The sequence below is a fragment of the Paenibacillus sp. FSL H7-0331 genome (genome assembly GCF_001956045.1).
In genome coordinates, this window is the sequence record NZ_MRTH01000005.1 from 273970 (window position 1) to 291113 (window position 17144).

General features: G+C 49.3%; 14 protein-coding genes. 11 read left to right on the forward strand and 3 right to left on the reverse strand.

Going from position 1 to position 17144, the window contains the following annotated elements:
- Positions 1 to 27: 27 nt before the first annotated feature.
- From BK127_RS09815 to BK127_RS09830, 4 genes are all read left to right on the forward strand, one after another.
- Positions 28 to 2850 carry a hypothetical protein gene (locus tag BK127_RS09815; protein WP_076229852.1) on the forward strand — a complete coding sequence of 941 codons (2823 nt, stop codon included), beginning with the start codon at positions 28 to 30 and terminating at the stop codon, positions 2848 to 2850.
- 87 nt (positions 2851 to 2937) lie between these two features.
- Complete coding sequence (locus BK127_RS09820) at positions 2938 to 3879, forward strand: ABC transporter permease (protein WP_076229955.1); 942 nt, start codon at positions 2938 to 2940, stop codon at positions 3877 to 3879.
- A 16-nt stretch (positions 3880 to 3895) separates the two neighbouring features.
- Positions 3896 to 4777, forward strand: a complete 882-nt coding sequence (locus BK127_RS09825; protein WP_076229853.1) for a carbohydrate ABC transporter permease — start codon at positions 3896 to 3898, stop codon at positions 4775 to 4777.
- Between the two features lie 128 nt (positions 4778 to 4905).
- The gene (locus tag BK127_RS09830) at positions 4906 to 7551 is read left to right on the forward strand and encodes a hypothetical protein (RefSeq protein WP_076229854.1); all 2646 of its coding nucleotides are present in this window, start codon (positions 4906 to 4908) and stop codon (positions 7549 to 7551) included.
- A gap of 37 nt (positions 7552 to 7588) precedes the next feature.
- Here the strand turns inward: BK127_RS09830 and BK127_RS09835 are convergent, their stop codons facing one another.
- Positions 7589 to 7909 carry a dehydrogenase gene (locus BK127_RS09835; protein ID WP_144026417.1) on the reverse strand — a complete coding sequence of 107 codons (321 nt, stop codon included), beginning with the start codon at positions 7907 to 7909 and terminating at the stop codon, positions 7589 to 7591.
- 175 nt (positions 7910 to 8084) lie between these two features.
- On the opposite strand from BK127_RS09835, the gene uptA reads away from it, so the two are divergent.
- The 4 genes from uptA (at position 8085) to BK127_RS09855 (ending at position 10983) form a co-directional block, all read left to right on the forward strand.
- Positions 8085 to 8690 carry an undecaprenyl phosphate transporter UptA gene (gene uptA, locus BK127_RS09840; protein WP_076229855.1) on the forward strand — a complete coding sequence of 202 codons (606 nt, stop codon included), beginning with the start codon at positions 8085 to 8087 and terminating at the stop codon, positions 8688 to 8690.
- 244 nt (positions 8691 to 8934) lie between these two features.
- Positions 8935 to 9621 carry an SMI1/KNR4 family protein gene (locus tag BK127_RS09845; RefSeq protein WP_076229856.1) on the forward strand — a complete coding sequence of 229 codons (687 nt, stop codon included), beginning with the start codon at positions 8935 to 8937 and terminating at the stop codon, positions 9619 to 9621.
- Between the two features lie 132 nt (positions 9622 to 9753).
- Entirely contained in the window at positions 9754 to 10320 is a 567-nt protein-coding gene (locus tag BK127_RS09850) for a thioredoxin family protein (protein WP_076229857.1), read from the forward strand.
- 12 nt (positions 10321 to 10332) lie between these two features.
- Positions 10333 to 10983, forward strand: a complete 651-nt coding sequence (locus tag BK127_RS09855; RefSeq protein ID WP_076229858.1) for an MBL fold metallo-hydrolase — start codon at positions 10333 to 10335, stop codon at positions 10981 to 10983.
- A gap of 162 nt (positions 10984 to 11145) precedes the next feature.
- Here BK127_RS09855 and BK127_RS09860 read toward each other — a convergent pair whose 3' ends face one another.
- Together BK127_RS09860 and BK127_RS09865 are read right to left on the reverse strand one after the other, a co-directional pair.
- Entirely contained in the window at positions 11146 to 11526 is a 381-nt protein-coding gene (locus tag BK127_RS09860) for a hypothetical protein (RefSeq protein ID WP_076229859.1), read from the reverse strand.
- 154 nt (positions 11527 to 11680) lie between these two features.
- Positions 11681 to 14458: a glycoside hydrolase family 2 protein gene (locus BK127_RS09865; RefSeq protein WP_256711247.1), complete on the reverse strand. Its 2778-nt coding sequence runs from the start codon at positions 14456 to 14458 to the stop codon at positions 11681 to 11683.
- A gap of 133 nt (positions 14459 to 14591) precedes the next feature.
- Between BK127_RS09865 and BK127_RS09870 the strand changes: the two genes are divergently transcribed.
- From BK127_RS09870 to nfsA, 3 genes are all read left to right on the forward strand, one after another.
- Positions 14592 to 15524, forward strand: coding sequence for an ArsR/SmtB family transcription factor (locus BK127_RS09870; protein ID WP_076229861.1), 933 nt, complete (start codon positions 14592 to 14594; stop codon positions 15522 to 15524).
- Between the two features lie 143 nt (positions 15525 to 15667).
- Positions 15668 to 15946: a hypothetical protein gene (locus tag BK127_RS09875; protein WP_076229862.1), complete on the forward strand. Its 279-nt coding sequence runs from the start codon at positions 15668 to 15670 to the stop codon at positions 15944 to 15946.
- A gap of 356 nt (positions 15947 to 16302) precedes the next feature.
- Entirely contained in the window at positions 16303 to 17046 is a 744-nt protein-coding gene (nfsA, locus tag BK127_RS09880) for an oxygen-insensitive NADPH nitroreductase (protein WP_076229863.1), read from the forward strand.
- Positions 17047 to 17144: the final 98 nt, after the last annotated feature.

Here is a 17144-nt window from a genome sequence, read left to right on the forward strand (position 1 = left end):
TTTGATCATAAAGGAGATTTTTGACTAATGACGCAAATAAACGGAGTATCCGTAACGATAGCATGTGACGCATCCGATTCCTTGACAACCCATGATTCGGTAAGCTGGGCGATTACCCAGTTGCAAACGGTATTAACCCGTCAGGGCTTACAGGTGAGCCATGTAGGCTATACAAGCCTGAAATCAACCGTCAGTGCTGCTGCACAACTGTCGGCTTCCAATGCCGAGGTCATACCAGAAAGCATACATATTCAGGTATCGGGAGCGGATTCAGCCGTGTCCAAGCAGCTGCTAAGAGCACACAGTATCGAAGTTCCGGAAGCTGCAGAAGCCTTTAGTATCATTAATAATCAAACAGCCGAAGGAACTACCATTACGGTAATCGGTGTGGACGCTAATGGTCTCGTCTATGGCCTACTTGAGCTGGCTGACCGTGCTGCTTATAGCGAAGAGCCTGCGGCCGTGCTTCTAGCTGTCGAAACCTATTCCGACAAGCCTCATAATAAGGTGAGAAGCATTAACCGTTTATTCGTAAGTGAGGTTGAGGATAAGCCATGGTTCTATGACTTGGCGTTCTGGGACGAATATTTGACCGAGCTGGCTGGACAGCGCTTTAATCGGCTCCATCTGGCATTAGGAATGGGTTACGATTACGGGCATAATCCGAATGTAACAGACAATTACTTTTGCTTTGCTTATCCATATTTGCTGGATGTGCCAGGCTACGAGGTTCGTGCAGCAGAGCTGGCTGATGGAGAAATGGAGCGCAATCTGGAGACGCTGCAGTATATCGGCAGGGAAGCCAAGCGACGGGGGATCCATTTTCAGCTGGGGATCTGGACACATGCCTTTGTGCAGGAGGATAGTCCAAACTCTGATTACATCATTACAGGTATCGACGAATCCAACCATGCCGCTTATTGCCGTGATGCGCTGAAGCTGCTGCTGGAAACGTGCCCGGAAATCGACGGTGTGACGATTCGTACCCATTACGAGGGAGGCATTCCTGAACCGGCCCATCTGTTCTGGGAGGTCGTAATGAGCGGCGTTAAGGCTTGCGGACGACCTGTCGAAATCGATATGCACACCAAAGGTGTAGATGATCAGATGCTGCAGCTTTTCCTCGATACCGGTATGCCGGTGGTGCTGTCTCCGAAGTTTTGGGCGGAGCATATGGGCTTGCCTTATCATCAGGCGGGTATTCGTCCCTGGGAGCTTCCGGTGGCGAGCACGGATCGTCCTGACCTGATGTCCATTACGGCAACCTATCGTAGATTTACCCGCTATGGCTATGGCGACTATTTAAAAGAAGGCCGTCAATACGGTGTGCTCCACCGCATATGGCCGGGCACACAAAGAGTGCTGCTGTGGGCCGACCCGGCGATGGCAGCCGGCTACAGCCGTCGCGGCAGCTTCTGCGGAAGCATTGGTGTCGAGCTGTGCGAGCCGCTTGCCTTCAAAGGACGTAAGGGCAGCGGCAAGGAAGGCGGGCGTGAGCCTTATCTGGACAGCACCCTTCAGTTAGATGGACAGGAATGGAAAAAATATTTGTATTATTACCGTCTGTGGGGACGCTTGCTGTACAACCCGGATACGGAGCCAGAGGTGTGGCAACGATACCTTCGCCAGCAGTTTCACTCAGCAGCAGCTGATTGCGAACAGGCGCTTGCTTATGCCGGACGTATCCTGCCGCTAATAACGACTGCACATCTGCCTTCAGCAGCTAACAACGTCTATTGGCCTGAAATCTATACGGACCAGACGATTGTCAGCACAGGGGAACCGTCGCCCTATGACTTTGATACACCCGCACCGAAAACCTTTGGTTCGGTAAGTCCATTGGACTCGGCTTTATTTTACCGGGTCGATGACTTTGTTGACGATTGCCTGCGCAATCAACGCAGCGGCAAGATGACACCACTCGAGGTTGCGGACCGATTGTCCGATATGGCCGAATCGGCAGAGAAACATCTTAGCGCTGCGCAATCGCTGGTGGGGGATTTGACGGAAGCCTCATATCGCAGGCTGGCAATCGATGTGGCTGCACAAGCGGGACTCGGGCATTTCTTCGCACACAAGCTGCGTGCAGCGGTTGCCTACTCCTGGCACGAACGGACGGGCAGCATCGAACGTCTGGAGGAAGCACTCAGCAGCTATCGGTCAGCGAAGGCGGCCTGGGAGCAGATAATCGAGAGAACGAAGGATGTTTATCAGCCTGATCAGGTATACGGACACGTACAGATCATGCGTGGCAGCTGGGCGGACCGTCTGGAAGGCATCGATGCAAATATCGCCGTGATGGAGCAGGTGCACGCGAAGCTGCTCAGTGGTGTTGAAGCAGCGGCAGATACAGAAACGGGAACAGACACAGCGGCATCAGCAGCTCCGTCCGCGGAAGCGTTCATCCCGCAAGCCGCATCGATTCAGGAATTTATCCCCGCAGCGGTGACCGTAGGTCATTACCCTGACGCGCTAGCTTATGCGGATATTTTCCCCGCAGCCGTTGTTGATTCAGCTAACGTGCGTCCAGCCTGCGAGCATATGTCCCCTGTGCATTATCGCAAGGGTGATCCAGTGGAGCTTCGTGTCAAGCTTTTGGGGCCTGCAGAGGGTGTGAAGGTGACCCTATTGTACCGTCATGTCAATCAAGCAGAGGCTTATGAGACTGTGACTATGTCTGAGAAAGATGGTTTGCTTACAGCTACAATTCCGGCTGCATATACCGATTCCGTGTACCCGTTAGTTTATTATTTTGAGCTTCAAGATGATCAGGGTCAGGCTTGGCTTGTACCCGGATTTGACGCTGACTTATCCAACCAGCCGTATTATGAGCTCACGCAGCAGGCTTAAGCAGGTTTCAGCATGAGCTGTTGCCGTTTGATATTTCCCAGATGAAGAGAGGTGTTGCATATGCAGGAGCCTAATGCATTGGCCAACATGAAACTTACAAAAAGACGGCAGGTAACCGGATTCTGGCCACGGCTCGGAATTCGGATGCTGCAATACAAATATATGTATTTGCTTGCACTGCCGGGTGTCCTGTATTTTATACTATTCAAATTTGTGCCGATGTGGGGTTTACTGATTGCCTTCAAGGATTATAATCCGTTCAGCGGATTTTGGGGCAGCCCGTGGGTTGGAGGCAAGCATTTTGAATCGCTGTTCTCAGATAACAATTTTTATATCATGCTGCGCAACACGTTTTCGATTAACCTGATCGGACTGGTGTTCATGTTCCCGCTGCCGATCCTCCTGGCGCTTATGCTGAATGAGGTTAGACACGAAGCCTTCAAGCGGTTTAATCAGTCGATCGTATATTTGCCCCACTTCCTGTCCTGGGTTGTGGTGGCAAGTATGACCTTCTTTATTTTGTCTACCGATGTAGGGATTGTGAACAAACTGATTACCGGATCAGGTCGCGAAAGTGTGGCCTTTCTAACGAACCCGAACTATTTTTGGGGGATGATCACCGCACAAAATATGTGGAAGGAAGCAGGCTGGGGTACGATCATATTCCTCGCAGCCATGGCCGGCGTCGATCCGCAGCGGTATGAAGCGGCTGTCGTTGACGGTGCCTCACGCTGGCGTCAAATCTGGCATGTGACCCTGCCGGCGATTCGGCCGACCATTATCATTTTGCTGATTTTAAGACTGGGTCATATGGTGGATATTGGCTTTGAGCAGGTGCTGCTGATGCAAAATCCATTGGTGCTGTCCGTTTCCGAGGTATTCGATACGTATGCATATACACACGGGATTTTGAAAGGACAGATCAGTGCGGGCGTAACGGTAGGCATGTTCAAGGGCTTCGTTGGTCTTGTGCTTGTCATGGTATCCAATTATGTTGTCAAAAAACTCGGCCACGAAGGCATTTATTGAGGGGAGGGTACCTGCTATGAGCTTTGTTGCCAGTAAAAAGCTGACGTCGTTCGATTGGGTGAACTACACCATGCTCGGGATCATCTCGGCCGTGTGCGTGTTTCCGTTTCTGTATGTGTTCAGTGTTTCCTTTACAGATCCGAAGGTGTATGTGCCGCTGCAATTTTATGTATTTCCGGAAAAATGGTCACTGATCTCTTATAAATACATTTTGTCGACCAACAGCTTTCTGAACTCGTTAAAAAGTACAACGTTTATAACCGTGGTCGGGACGGTGCTTAATGTCGTGGTATCGTTCTCGCTTGCATACGCGTTAACCAAAAAAGGCATGCCCGGGCGCGGAATCATGCTGAGCGCCGTCATTTTTACGTTGGTTTTTAATGCAGGGATCGTACCCAGCTACATTTTGATTAAGGAATTGGGACTGCTCAATTCGTACTGGTCATTGATCTGGTCGGGCTTAACTAGTGCATGGAGTCTGATTGTGATCAAAAGCTTTCTCGAATCCCTGCCCTCCGAGCTCGAGGACTCGGCCAGAATCGACGGCTGCACGGATTTGGGGGTATTTTTAAGGATTGTCATTCCACTTTCGATGCCAGCGATTGCCGCGTTTACGCTGTTCTTTGCAGTCGCCCACTGGAACACTTACTTTAATGCATTGATTTATATTTCCGATTCAAAAAAATGGACGCTGCAGGTACTCGTCAAAACACTGGTGATCGATTCCGATTCCAATGGGGTCGGTCAGGCGGGGGCTGGCGGCGATGACAGGACACTGCCGCAGGAAACGATTCGGATGGCTGCGATCATGCTGTCGATGGCGCCAATTCTGGTCATCTATCCTTTTTTGCAAAAGCATTTTGCCAAAGGGGTCATGCTCGGTTCGGTTAAGGGGTAACAAAATCAGGAGCTCGATCTACATCGGGCTTCTTCAGCATGGAAGGACAGGCTGAAATTGAAGGTTGGGCGGATATTCAGAGAAAGCACATTTAAGATGCCAATAGGATGAGAAGGAGATGTTGATGGATGAAGCAGGGAAAAGACGACAAGTTAACGGTAATCGTGGTTCGTGACACATCGGATGTATTAGCGGTGAGCGAACCGGTGAACTGGGCAGTTGACCGGTTGGCAAACGTGCTGGAGCAGCAAGGCATAGAGCTTACGGAAACAGCCCAGGACGGTCAGGGCCAGATAACCCGAATCACCACCGCAGACAAGCTTCGAATAACGATTGTAGGAAATTCCGAAGGCTCGGCCGCTGCCGAATCGTTCCTGATCCGTCAGGAGGCTGCCGAAGCCGAAGGCTCAACAAGCCTGCTGCACATTACTGGTGCTGATGAACGCGGCTTGGTCTATGCGATATTGGAGTTGGCCGACCGTGTCCGCTGCAGTGAAGCGCCTCTTGCGGATCTGATCGAAATCGATTCCTACTCGGGTGAGCCTGCCAACGAGATTCGCAGCATCAGCCGATCCTTTTGCAGTGAAATTGAAGATAAGTCGTGGTTTTATGATCAGACCTTCTGGTTGGAATATTTGACGGAGCTGGCTACCCATCGCTTCAACCGATTTCACCTTACACTTGGGATTTCGTATGATTATGGTCATGATCCGAATGTGCAGGATAATTATTTTGGCTTCGTCTACCCGTATTTCCTGGATGTACCGGGCTATCAGGTTCGTGTTCGGGACATGCCGCAGGAGGAAGTCTCTCGGAATCTGGAGACGCTGCAGTTTATTAGTCGGGAAGCGAAGCGTCGCGGGATTCATTTTCAGCTGGGGTTGTGGAACCATGCATATCAAATGGCCGACAGCCCAAATGAACTGCACATCATTGACGGCGTGGACGAGTCCAATCATGCTGTCTACTGCCGCGACGGATTACGGCTTCTGCTGGAGTGCTGCCCGGATATCGATGGCGTCACACTACGCACGCATTACGAGGGAGGTATTCCTGAGCCATCGCACGTATTCTGGAAAGAGGTCATGAAGGGCTTGACCGAGTGTGGACGCACGATCGAAATCGATATGCATCCCAAAGGTGTTGACGAGCAAATGCTGGAGGTCGCCCTGGGTACGGGGATGCCGGTGATCGTTTCCCCCAAATATTGGGCGGAGCATATGGGATTGCCTTATCACCAAGCGGCTATACGTACGAAGGAGCTTCCCGTCGCGACGACGGATCGTGCGGATCTGATGCTGATTACCAACACCTATCGCAGGTTTACCAGATACGGCTATGCGGATTATTTGAATGATAATCGCAGTACCGGTGTGCTTCATCGCATTTGGCCTGGCACACAGCGGGTGCTGCTGTGGGGAGATCCGGCGATGGCTGCAGGATATGGACGAAGCAGCAGCTTTTGTGGAAGCCTCGGTGTGGAGCTATGCGAGCCGATGTCGTTCAAGGCCCGCAAGACAAGCGGAACTCCGGGAGGGCGGGAGCTTTATAAGGAAGAAGCTTTACAGCTGCCGGGGGAGGAATGGAAAAAGTTTGTGTATACGTATCGTGTGTGGGGCAGGCTGATCTATAATCCCGAAGCCGATTCTGCTGAATGGATGAGATATTTGCGCCATGAATTCAGGAAGGCTGCACCAGATCTGGAGCTGGCGCTTGCCCATGCCAGCCGTATTCTGCTGTTGTTCACAACAGCGCATTTGCCCTCTGCATCCAACAATTATTACTGGCCGGAAATGTACAATAATCTGGGAATCGTGAATACAGGCAAGCTGTCCGAGAGTGCCTTCGATACACCTGAACCCCATACGTTCGGAGCGGTTAGTCCATTGGATACAGCTATCTTTTATGGAATTAACGAATTTGTTGGCGATTATTTGCAGAACAGACTCCAAGGCAAGTACTCGCCGCTTGCGGTTGCAGCGTGGCTGGAGGAGCTGGCAGAGACGGCGGAACGGCACCTGGCTGTCGCTGATTCACTCATTGGTGACCAGACAATAGCCAATTATCGGCGTTGGTCCGTAGACATTGCTGCTCTGGCCGGACTGGGTCATTTTTTTGCACAGAAGCTGCGGGCAGGTGTATCCTATGCGCTGTTCGAGCAAACAGGTAATGTGCAGCAGCTGCGTAAGGCATTGGGCAGCTACCGCTCCGCCAAAACCGATTGGCAGCACATCATCAACGTGACCCAAGACGTTTATCGCGATGATATTACATTCGGTTATAAAGCCCATATGAAAGGGCACTGGGCTGATCGTATGTCGGGTATTGAAGAGGATATTGCCGATATGGAGCAGGTATATGCCCAAGCAGCAGCTGCTGCTGCTGATAGCCGTGATCCGTTGTCTAACGAGTCGGCAGCAGCTGTAAGCCTCTCGAATACTTCAGCAGTGCCGCCTCGGCCAATTCTTCACCATGAGCCTCCGCAAGCTACTCCTAAGGGTGAAGCTGTGGAGCTGCGCGCGATGCTGGCCGATGAATCAGCAGGACTGCAGATCAGCCTGCTGTACAGACATGTTAACCAGTCGGAAGCCTACGTAACCGTACGCATGCAGATTGAGAACGGTGTTTATAAAGCTGCCATTCCCGGGAGCTATACGGATTCTCCTTATCCTATTCTCTATTATTTCGAGCTGCGCAATGAGCAAGGTGAGGTATGGTTGGAGCCAGGTCTGGATGCCAACTTATCCAATCAGCCTTACTATGTGCTTCACTGACAAGGTTAAGGGAATCTGTTCGTATACGGGTGCTGTCCTATCCACCGAATGAGTCGCGGAACGCCTTGGACAATACGACAAGGTCTACCTTCCATAGCTCTGCGATCTCTGGAGCCACTTGCTCTTCCCACCAATCGGAGAGCACTCTTCGGTTGCTGCCGTTTGCCACAATCCATGGCAAATTCAAAATTACTTTTTTAAAATAGAGTTCGTCAGCCTGCTTCACCAGCTCGGGTGTAATATACTGCCCGAGCTTTTTGCGTGTCCGAAACATTTCGCGACTACAGGAACGTCTTATTTTGCGTGCGGTGGGATAGTTCTGATCATGTTTGACATTATTATTCAACGGCTTCACCATGAGGCTTCGCTCCTTCCTGTATTAGATTATGCGGAGGAGGCCCCAAGCGAAACTGTGCCTGGCATAAAACTGCGGTGCAGCATACAAGCTGGTTCGATGGCCCGCAAGTATGTTAGAATAAAAAAGATGATTAGGCGGAGTAATTCCGGAGTAGAGAGGAAGAGGCTGGAAGAGGATGCTAAAAGAATTGATTCATAGCGCTTTAGTGTTTATTGAGGGTCTGGGTGTATGGGGGATTTTACTCGGATTGATGCTTGAGGTGATTCCAAGCGAGCTTGTACTGTCCTTTGGTGGATATCTGGTTTCACAAGGAAGGGTATCGTTCTTCTGGGCCATCGTATTTGGAACGATCGGTTGTGTCCTTCAGCAGGTTATCCTGTATTGGATCGGGCGGTATGGGGGCAGACCCTTTGTTGAGAAATACGGCAAATATCTGCTGCTTAAGCCGCATTTCATTGACATGGCAGAAAAATGGTTCAACAAATATGGAGCGGGGATGGTGTTCACTGCCAGATTTATCCCGGTTGTACGTCAGGCTATCTCCATTCCCGCAGGTATGGCGCGGATGCCTATGCTGCAATTTCTTTTGTACACGATGCTTGGAACGATTCCATGGGCCATTTTATTCGTTTATCTTGGTCGTACACTGGGCTCGAACTGGGAGCAAATCAATGAGATTGCAGCTCCGTATATGAGACCTTTGATCATCTCGGGTATTATTCTAATTCTTTTGTATATTATTTTTAAAGTATTAACCCGGAATCGTAAACGCAGTGTCTAAAATAGCGAATACAGCCATTATACGAAATACAGCGAACTGCATTAAGCCTCGTTCTTATTAGAACGGGGTTTTTGTTATGTCAACTTATCCAAATCGTTGCGACCTGATCGGATTATAGCTGCGAGTTTTAGTTTAATAGTGCTAATAGGTGATATACAACATCGGGCGTATTGCGAGAGTGGATAAGCGTGTAGATAAGCATACATAAGACTGAATACGAGTAACCATTATGGAGGTATTTACGATGACATGTACATTTTTCACAAGGCTGCAGGCCTATGTTCCCGATCTTCCGCATAGACTGAATGGACCGGCTGCCCCGGAAGCTATCAACCATTTGGAAGCGGTAACGGGTTATCACTTTCCTGAAGCATTCAAGCAATTTTATGCTATTTATGATGGCGATAAGGGTCTGGGTGGGATTTATATGGGACTTGAAGGCTTGTCAATAGACAATATGCGAATCCATTGGAACCACAATCGACTCTATAGCAGCAATCTGCAGTCCGATGTGATTTCATATGAATCCAACAAAATCAAAGAGGTGTCCTTTCATCCGGATTGGTTTCCGATTGCACATGACGGTGGAGGTAACTATCTGGGCATGGACTTCTCACCGGGAGCTAAAGGCACATACGGACAGTTGATTAATTATGGTCGTGACGAACAACAGCTGTATGTTATTAGTGAGAGCTTTGAGAGCTTTCTGGGCTATATTCTGTGTCAATACGAGAAGGGCAGATGCACAGTGCAGAGGGATGAATTTGTAGGTGATACGTATATTGCCTGGGGCAACAGCGGGCACTTTTTTGATGATTTGCCTGAGGCTATAGAGACCCCTGCTCCAGTAGTGGAAATCAGAGCTAAGTCTGAGAAAAAAACTGTCGTTATAGAGTATGCGGGTGTGGTGATATCGCAAAACCTGTGCTGACGGTTGTCACTTCATGTCATTTGTCGGTTGTTTTTTGATTATTCAGGATGCTCTCAAAAGAAGAGTTTGTTTTCGCAGTGGTTTCTCGTTAAAATAAAAAGGATAGCAGCCCATAAGGAGGTTTTAGGAACCATGAGTACAAACCTGGAAAGTAAGCTTCGCACAGGCTTGAAGCCGCAACAATTTATTGATGGTATGACGAAGAATCAAGAAAAATTTGTGGAGTGGTACGAAGCTTTTACATGGGAAAACGAGGACGATAAGGAATTTTTCGAATCCTTGAACAATCGTGATGACCTGCGCTGCCTCGCATTGATCGCTGATTGGTGCGGTGATGTGGTACGTAACGTGCCAGTCGTGTTCCGCGCATTGGAAATTTCCGGTGTACCGACTGAGGTGTTGATCAAGGAAGAGCATCCGGATGTGATGGCGCAGTTTTTGACAGGTGGCGGGGAAGCCGTTCCGATTATTATTTTCACCGATTTCAGCGGTCATGTACTTGGGCATTGGGGACCTCGTCCGGCGCATGTACAATCAGTTATGACGCAGTTCAAAAAGGAAAACCCGGATCGTAATGCTGCGGATTATAATGAGAAAATTCAGGTGGCGCGCCAGGAAATGGGTCGTCAGTACGGAGAAGGCACCGGTTATCAAACCGTTATCGTCAAAGAACTGCGCGACCTGCTTTCCTCGTTTTAAGGCGGGCGTTATATGAGCATTGAAGGTTTGAAGATTGAGGCGTTCTCGCTCGGGCCAATTGGGACAAATGCCTACCTGCTTTCAAGATCCAATGAAGGCAAGGCGATAATTATCGATCCCGGCATGAATCCGAAGCCGCTTCTGAAGCGGATTGGCGACTTGCAGATTGAAGCCATTTTACTTACGCATGCCCATTTTGACCATATCGGCGGTGTCGATGAGATTCGCAAGCTGAATGGCAGCCCCGTCTATCTGCATGATGCAGAGGCAGACTGGCTGACGAATCCGAAGCTGAATGGCTCTACGAAATACCCCGAGCTTGGCGGACCGATCCAGACGGATCCAGCCGAATTTGCTTTGGATCAAGGACAGGTACTGAAACTGATCGGTCTGGAGATCAAGGTACTGCATACGCCTGGGCATTCTCCGGGCAGTGTCAGCTTTCTGATCGGCTCTGAATCCGAGGGCTGGTATTTGTTTGGTGGCGATGTGCTGTTCCGCTTGTCGGTTGGGCGTACCGATCTGCCTGGAGGCAGATCGGAGGAGCTGCTCGATTCGATACATGGCAAGCTGTTCAAGCTGCCGGATGAGACCGTGGTATATCCAGGTCACGGTGTAAAGACAACTATTGGTTACGAGCGGGACAATAACCCGCACGTGTAGCACTAGTCGATGGTATAAGCTCTTTCGTTATCGCTTGTATGAGCGGTAATGAAGGAGCTTTTATAAACCAAGACCTAGACTGAAAGCCGAACAAATGAGGGAAATATAAAGGGACTGCCGCTTGGCAGTCCCCTGGTTTCATCAGCTAACCCATCATTTTGGTTAAAGCTCAATTTCTGCAATTTTCATAATATCAGCCAAATCGTCATGAGTTGGCTCCAGCTTATCCGCAGCTTCATCGACTTTGGCTGTGGCTGTCTTCTTGAAGCTGTCCAACGCAGCCGGGTCTACACTTACAGCTGCCGATTCCTCAACCAGCCGTTTGAAATAAATTAATTCCAAGAAATAGTCCAAATCCACAACAATGCCGCGGGCCTGTTTATTGTCTGTATTTTGAATCGTATAGATGTCATTATTTTGCTTGTTTGCATAAGAATCCAATATCTCGGAAAGCTTCTCTGTCCGTGATACCTCGGAAACGTTAATCACGTTCTTCAGAATGGGATCCAGCAAATCCAGTGGAACACCAGTCGGTTTTTCCATTACACAACACTCCTCACCTTTACTTAAACGCTTACATAGCTCATAAGTTCTGTATGCGTCAATGTATCCTGAATACGGGATTCTTCTATTATGCCACTTCCGAAGCAGTCCTTCAAGCGTGCTATTCAGGTTATACGGGTGAGATTGTTGGAAATTACTTATAGCGAACGAGAATATCTATCGGATATCTTCCCGCATTGCGTCCATATAGACATAAGCCGCCGGAACCATCAGGCAGATCCGCTGGTACCTCCAGTTTAAGCGTGAACGAGCCCTTGGCGATAATCTCGGGTATGAGCCGACTCGGAATCTGGATGTGCTGCAGGTAGCCGTAGGAGCCAGCTTCATCGAGCTTGCGGTCATCAGTCTGATAATGCCACGATAGCACACCACGACTGTCAGCCGGATCATCGGGAAGCTGCAATTGCTCGATGTGGATGTTGTCGACGTAAACATTAACCGTGCTTGGTTGCTTGACGGCATCGGTCATATAATAGGAATTGGCGTTCATACCGGGATCCGCCTTCTTGCCGTGCATATATGAAATATCGATGGAAGGGTCATCGATCAGCTTTTGGTCCTTGTCTAACAGTTGCTTGGCACCGGCTTCAACATACAGATCAAGATCTCCAAATGGATGATCGGCCGTCAGGCTGGAAATATCGATTTCGTATTCAAAATATCCGCCGTTCGTGCCGCTGCCGTTCACTTTGTTATGCTGAAGTGCCTGCCAGGCATAATCCCACTGCTGCTTCGAGAAGCTTGCCGGCTCGACCTGAAGCCATTGACCTTCCAGCTCAAACAGTCCCTGAGCAGTCTGACTGCGAACATCGAAGGTAATAAAATTACGCGCAACCGAATGGCTTGAGGCACGTGCTGGATCCTTGAGCTCCACGACGAGTACAGCTATCGCATCGTTCTCCGGCATGTACAGCTCCAGCGGATTCAGCACTGTTGTGCCATATTTGCTCCAGCTAATGGCTTCAGTACCTTGGGCTGCTACCTTTTTTTCCCCGAGATGATCGTACCACAGCTTCCATGATAGCTGCATGTCTTGTCCCTGGTACGTATCAGCGAAGCTGGATACAGCCAGCGGAATACTAACATGCTGACCGCTAATAACGGTCGTGCACGGTGGTGCATCGATGACGATAAAGTCGGGCTGGTGGAGATCACGCAAGCTCATGCCTTCACAAAATCCGCCGTAACCGAAATCTTTATCAGTATCATCGATTCGGTAATAACCGTTGAATTCATTCGTTACATCCTTGAACTCGGTGAATATGAAGCCGCATATATTTTCGTGCCTACGGAATTCATTTAACATATATCGATAATGCCAACCGAGGTCGCTGTCGCCAGCGCTGCCTTCAATACCCCACACGGCTCCGCATTCACTGTTCATGAGCGGCGCATCCGATTGCTGATGTCCGTCAATATAATTCCAGGTAGAGCCAGGATAAGTGCTGTGGGCGGCCTCTTCAACATGGTCACGCAGCAATTGGTAGCCATTAAGGTAGAAGTGCCAAGTATTCAAATCGCTTTTCACATGATCGTTACGGCATGGAGAGTTATCCTCGATCAATCGTGAGGGGTCGATAACTTTGGCCCACTCATACACCTGCTTGACCCATTCCTGTGTTTCAGGTAGATAGATGGAAGTGACTTTACCTGTGTCCTCTTTGGATTTGTGTAGCAATCCCCAGCTTTCATTAAAAACGACCCAGGAAATGATCGAAGGGTGGTTCCAGTCCCGTTGGATTGTTTCGAGCGCTTCCGGCAGATAAGCATTTTTGGCTTGTTCGTCGGGAGTTCCCCAGAAGCAAGGCATATCCTCCATAACAAGCATACCGAGTTTGTCCGCCCAGTACAGCTTGCGTGGCTCCTCAGGCTTAATATGAATACGCACGAAATTCAAGCCGAGACGCTTCAAACGATAAATTTCATCACGCATCATATCATCGGTCGGATAGGTGAAGAAGCCCGTTGGATGGAACGATTGATCCAGAGTCCCGTTCAGAAATACCGGTTTGTCGTTAAGCGTGATCCAGCGAGACTTTAAGCCTTCAGGCAGCACAGTACCTATCGTACGAATACCGAAGTAGGTTTGCACACAGTCAGTTCCGCCAGTCTGATCAGTATCATTGGTCTCTAGTTTAATCGTACCTTCATACAAATGAGGCTCATTGGGACTCCAAAGTCGAGGCTGCTCCACTTGAAAAACGGTTTCAAAAGCTTGTTCCCCTGGCTGAAGCTGCAACCTCAACGAGTGGGACACTGTACCCCCGTCAAAGTCAAAGCTCAGTATGGCTTCTTGCGCAGCGGCAGCCTGAACAACACCCTTCACGGTAACCGTACCGTCCAGCTCAGTAAGGAATTGAACACGGTCTACATATTGCTCCGGTCTTGCTTCTATCCACACCGTCTGCCATAACCCGCGGATTTCTCCGTAGCCTTGTTTGCCTCTGGTTTGGTAAGCTTCGTCCTGGTCTTCAACGCGAATGACGATCACATTTTCTTGATCCGACTTCCAGGCGCTGCTCACTTCCAGCTCGAAGGTCCCATAGCCCCCGCGATGGCTGCCTACCAGAGTCTGATTCACCCATACCTGACATTCATAATCAACAGCACCGAACCGAAGAAACAAACGGGAGCCCTCGGCTTCAGGTGTCCAACGGACGGTACGCCGGTACCAAGCGACTCCTTGTACATTCTCGCCAATACCGGACAACGGGGAGGCCCAAGAAAAAGGCACTGTTATCGTTCTGTTCAAAGCTCCGGTAGACCCATCATGCCAACGTCCAATTAGCCCCTGATTATCGTTGTCAAAACCGAAGTCCCATTCCCCATTCAAATTAAGCCAATCGGTTCGCTGCCAATCTGGTCTTGGATATTCGGGTCTGATGAGTACCTCTTTTGTAAGTGTTGTCACATGTACACAACCTTTCATTGATTATTTGATATACAGAATATACAATGTATATTATATAAACGCAATAAAAATATTTAAATTACGCAATGTACATTATGAATTTACAATGTTAAGTGAAAGAGGATGGATGAATATGGCTGAAGAACAAATCGATACGATAAGACGTATACCTGCAAATCAAATACAGGAGGTAGCCAAGGCGCTGTCAGGGGATTTGCGACTGCGTATTTTGGAAGCGTTGGGCGAGCGGCCAAAAAGTATTTCGCAGCTGGTTGAGGAGTTGGGTGTCGCTCAACCCACCGTTTCCATTAATGTGCAAAATCTGGAGCAGGCTGGTCTCATTAGCTCGTCAACAAGTGGCGGCAGCCGTGAGAAGATATGCTCCCGTGTTCTGGATGCGCTCCTGTTCGAGCTGCCGCGGCGACCGGGCGAAGGCTTGCAGCAAATTGAAGAGATTTCGATGCCAATCGGTCTTTATACAGATTGTGCCATTCAGCCGCCCTGTGGGCTACATGGTATGGAAGGTGCCATCGGCTGTCCGGATGATCCGCGTGCATTCTATATGCCGGAGCGGACCAAGGCCAATTTGCTCTGGTTCAGTGAGGCGGGACATGTGGAATATGTATTTGCCAATCCGCTCCCTGGCGGTGTACCACTGCATAAGCTGCTGATCAGCGCTGAGCTCTGCTCGGAGGCAGCCGGCTACAATCAGGAATGGCCGTCGGATATTACGCTGAGCATCAACGGTAAGCAGATTGGCACATGGACCTGCGAGGGGGATTATGGCGACAGGAAGGGGAAGCTTTCACAGAACCTCCAGTTCGGCTGCACGCAGTATGGCATGCTGACCGAGTGGAGCGTTTCGGAGACGGAGAGCTGTATTAACGGAATCAAGTGCTCGGACATGACGCTTGCCGAGCTTGATCTTCATTACAACCGGCCGATCAAGGTAAGGCTGGAGGTTCGTGCGGACGCTGAAAATTGCCGCGGATTGAACCTGTTTGGAGCCGGTTTCGGCGATCATCCTCAGGAGTTGAAGCTGCGGTTTGTCCGAGGTGAATGTTAACACGTATAGACAGTTGTCCGATTAAGGGCAGCCGTCTATTTTTATTCATATAGGTGAATACCGTGTTTCCCATAGGTAAATCTCCATAGACTGATGGTGTGTTCACTAGTAACGCGCCCTACACATTATGGAGGTGTCCCCGAATGGAAAGATATCCAATGTCAATGTCCAACGCACAAATGCCCAACATGCAAATGCCTTATGTATCACCTGCATCCATGAATCCGATGCCGTCCATGCCTGCCAATCAAGCAGCTCCGGTCACGGTGCATGCCAGCTTTGAAGAAATTAACATCTATGAACCCAAAAAGCATCATCATCATCATCATGCCCATTGCAAGCCAGCTGGAGGAATGTCCTTCGGTGCTATTCTGGTTCTGTATATCCTGCTCGTTATTATTCTTCGTGGCTTTCGCAGATAAAGCAGGTAGTGGCCATTTTGAATTTTTGAGGCAGCAATCCAGAGCTGACTCGGCTGCCATTAGCTGACGTGCTGATGGCAATGGCCCTATTAGAAAGGCCCCTTATTCAACAAACGCTTTATACAAAGGGGCCTTTCGATGGAGTTTAGGCAGCAGTTTACATCGTTATCCCACATACATAATGCAGGAAATCACCCTGACCGCAGCTTTGTGCACTTCCTGTCGAGTGACAAGCGAACCTGCAGAGCTAACCGGTTATGGCGATGTCTCTGCCTTGCAATCAACGTGCGACAGCTCCTATAATATTGTATACAAATTGCTGCCCGTGTTACGAACTGACAGGAGGAGAAGATAAGATGAATGAAACCATCAAGCTTTTGACAAGCCATCAATCCATTCGCAAATTTACGAATCAACCAGTTACGCAGGAGCAACTGGAGACAATCATTACCGCTGCGCAATGGGCTTCAAGCTCTAGCCATGTACAAGCCTACAGTATCATTCATGTGACAGATGAAGCGATGCGCGGGCAGATCTCTGAGTGGACAGGCAATCAGCTGCATGTGCTGAACAGTCCGGTTTTCCTCGTATGGTGCGCTGACCTGTACCGCTTGCGTACAGCCTATGAGATTCATGAGAAAGCGGATAAGGCTTACTTGGGTACTGCAGAAAATTGGATTGTCGCGACTGTCGATGTTGCCTTGGCAGCCCAAAATGCCGCTATTGCAGCCGAATCCCTAGGTCTGGGCATCGTGTATATAGGAGGCATTCGTAATCATATTGAAGACGTCTCCAAGCTTCTCCGACTTCCCAGATATACAAGTCCGATTTTTGGCATGTGCATAGGCTACCCGGATCAAGACCCAGGTCAAAAGCCGCGTCTACCGCTGCAAGCCATCCTCCATCACAATACGTATCAGACAGACGACATGTTGGAGCAGATACTGAAATACGATCAAACGATGAAGGATTATATCAGCAAACGAACCGATGGTAAGCGAAGCGGTACCTGGTCCGAGGATATGAAAAATAAGCTGAAGACGCCGACGCGAATGCAGATTAAAGCTTATTTGGAAGCACAGGGATTGGATGTGCAATAAAAGTATAAAGTACGAATAAGAGAACGGTGGGGTGAATGAGCTCCACCGTTTTTCTGCGTTCATACCCAATATAAGCTGATACTCAAATATTCAGTACC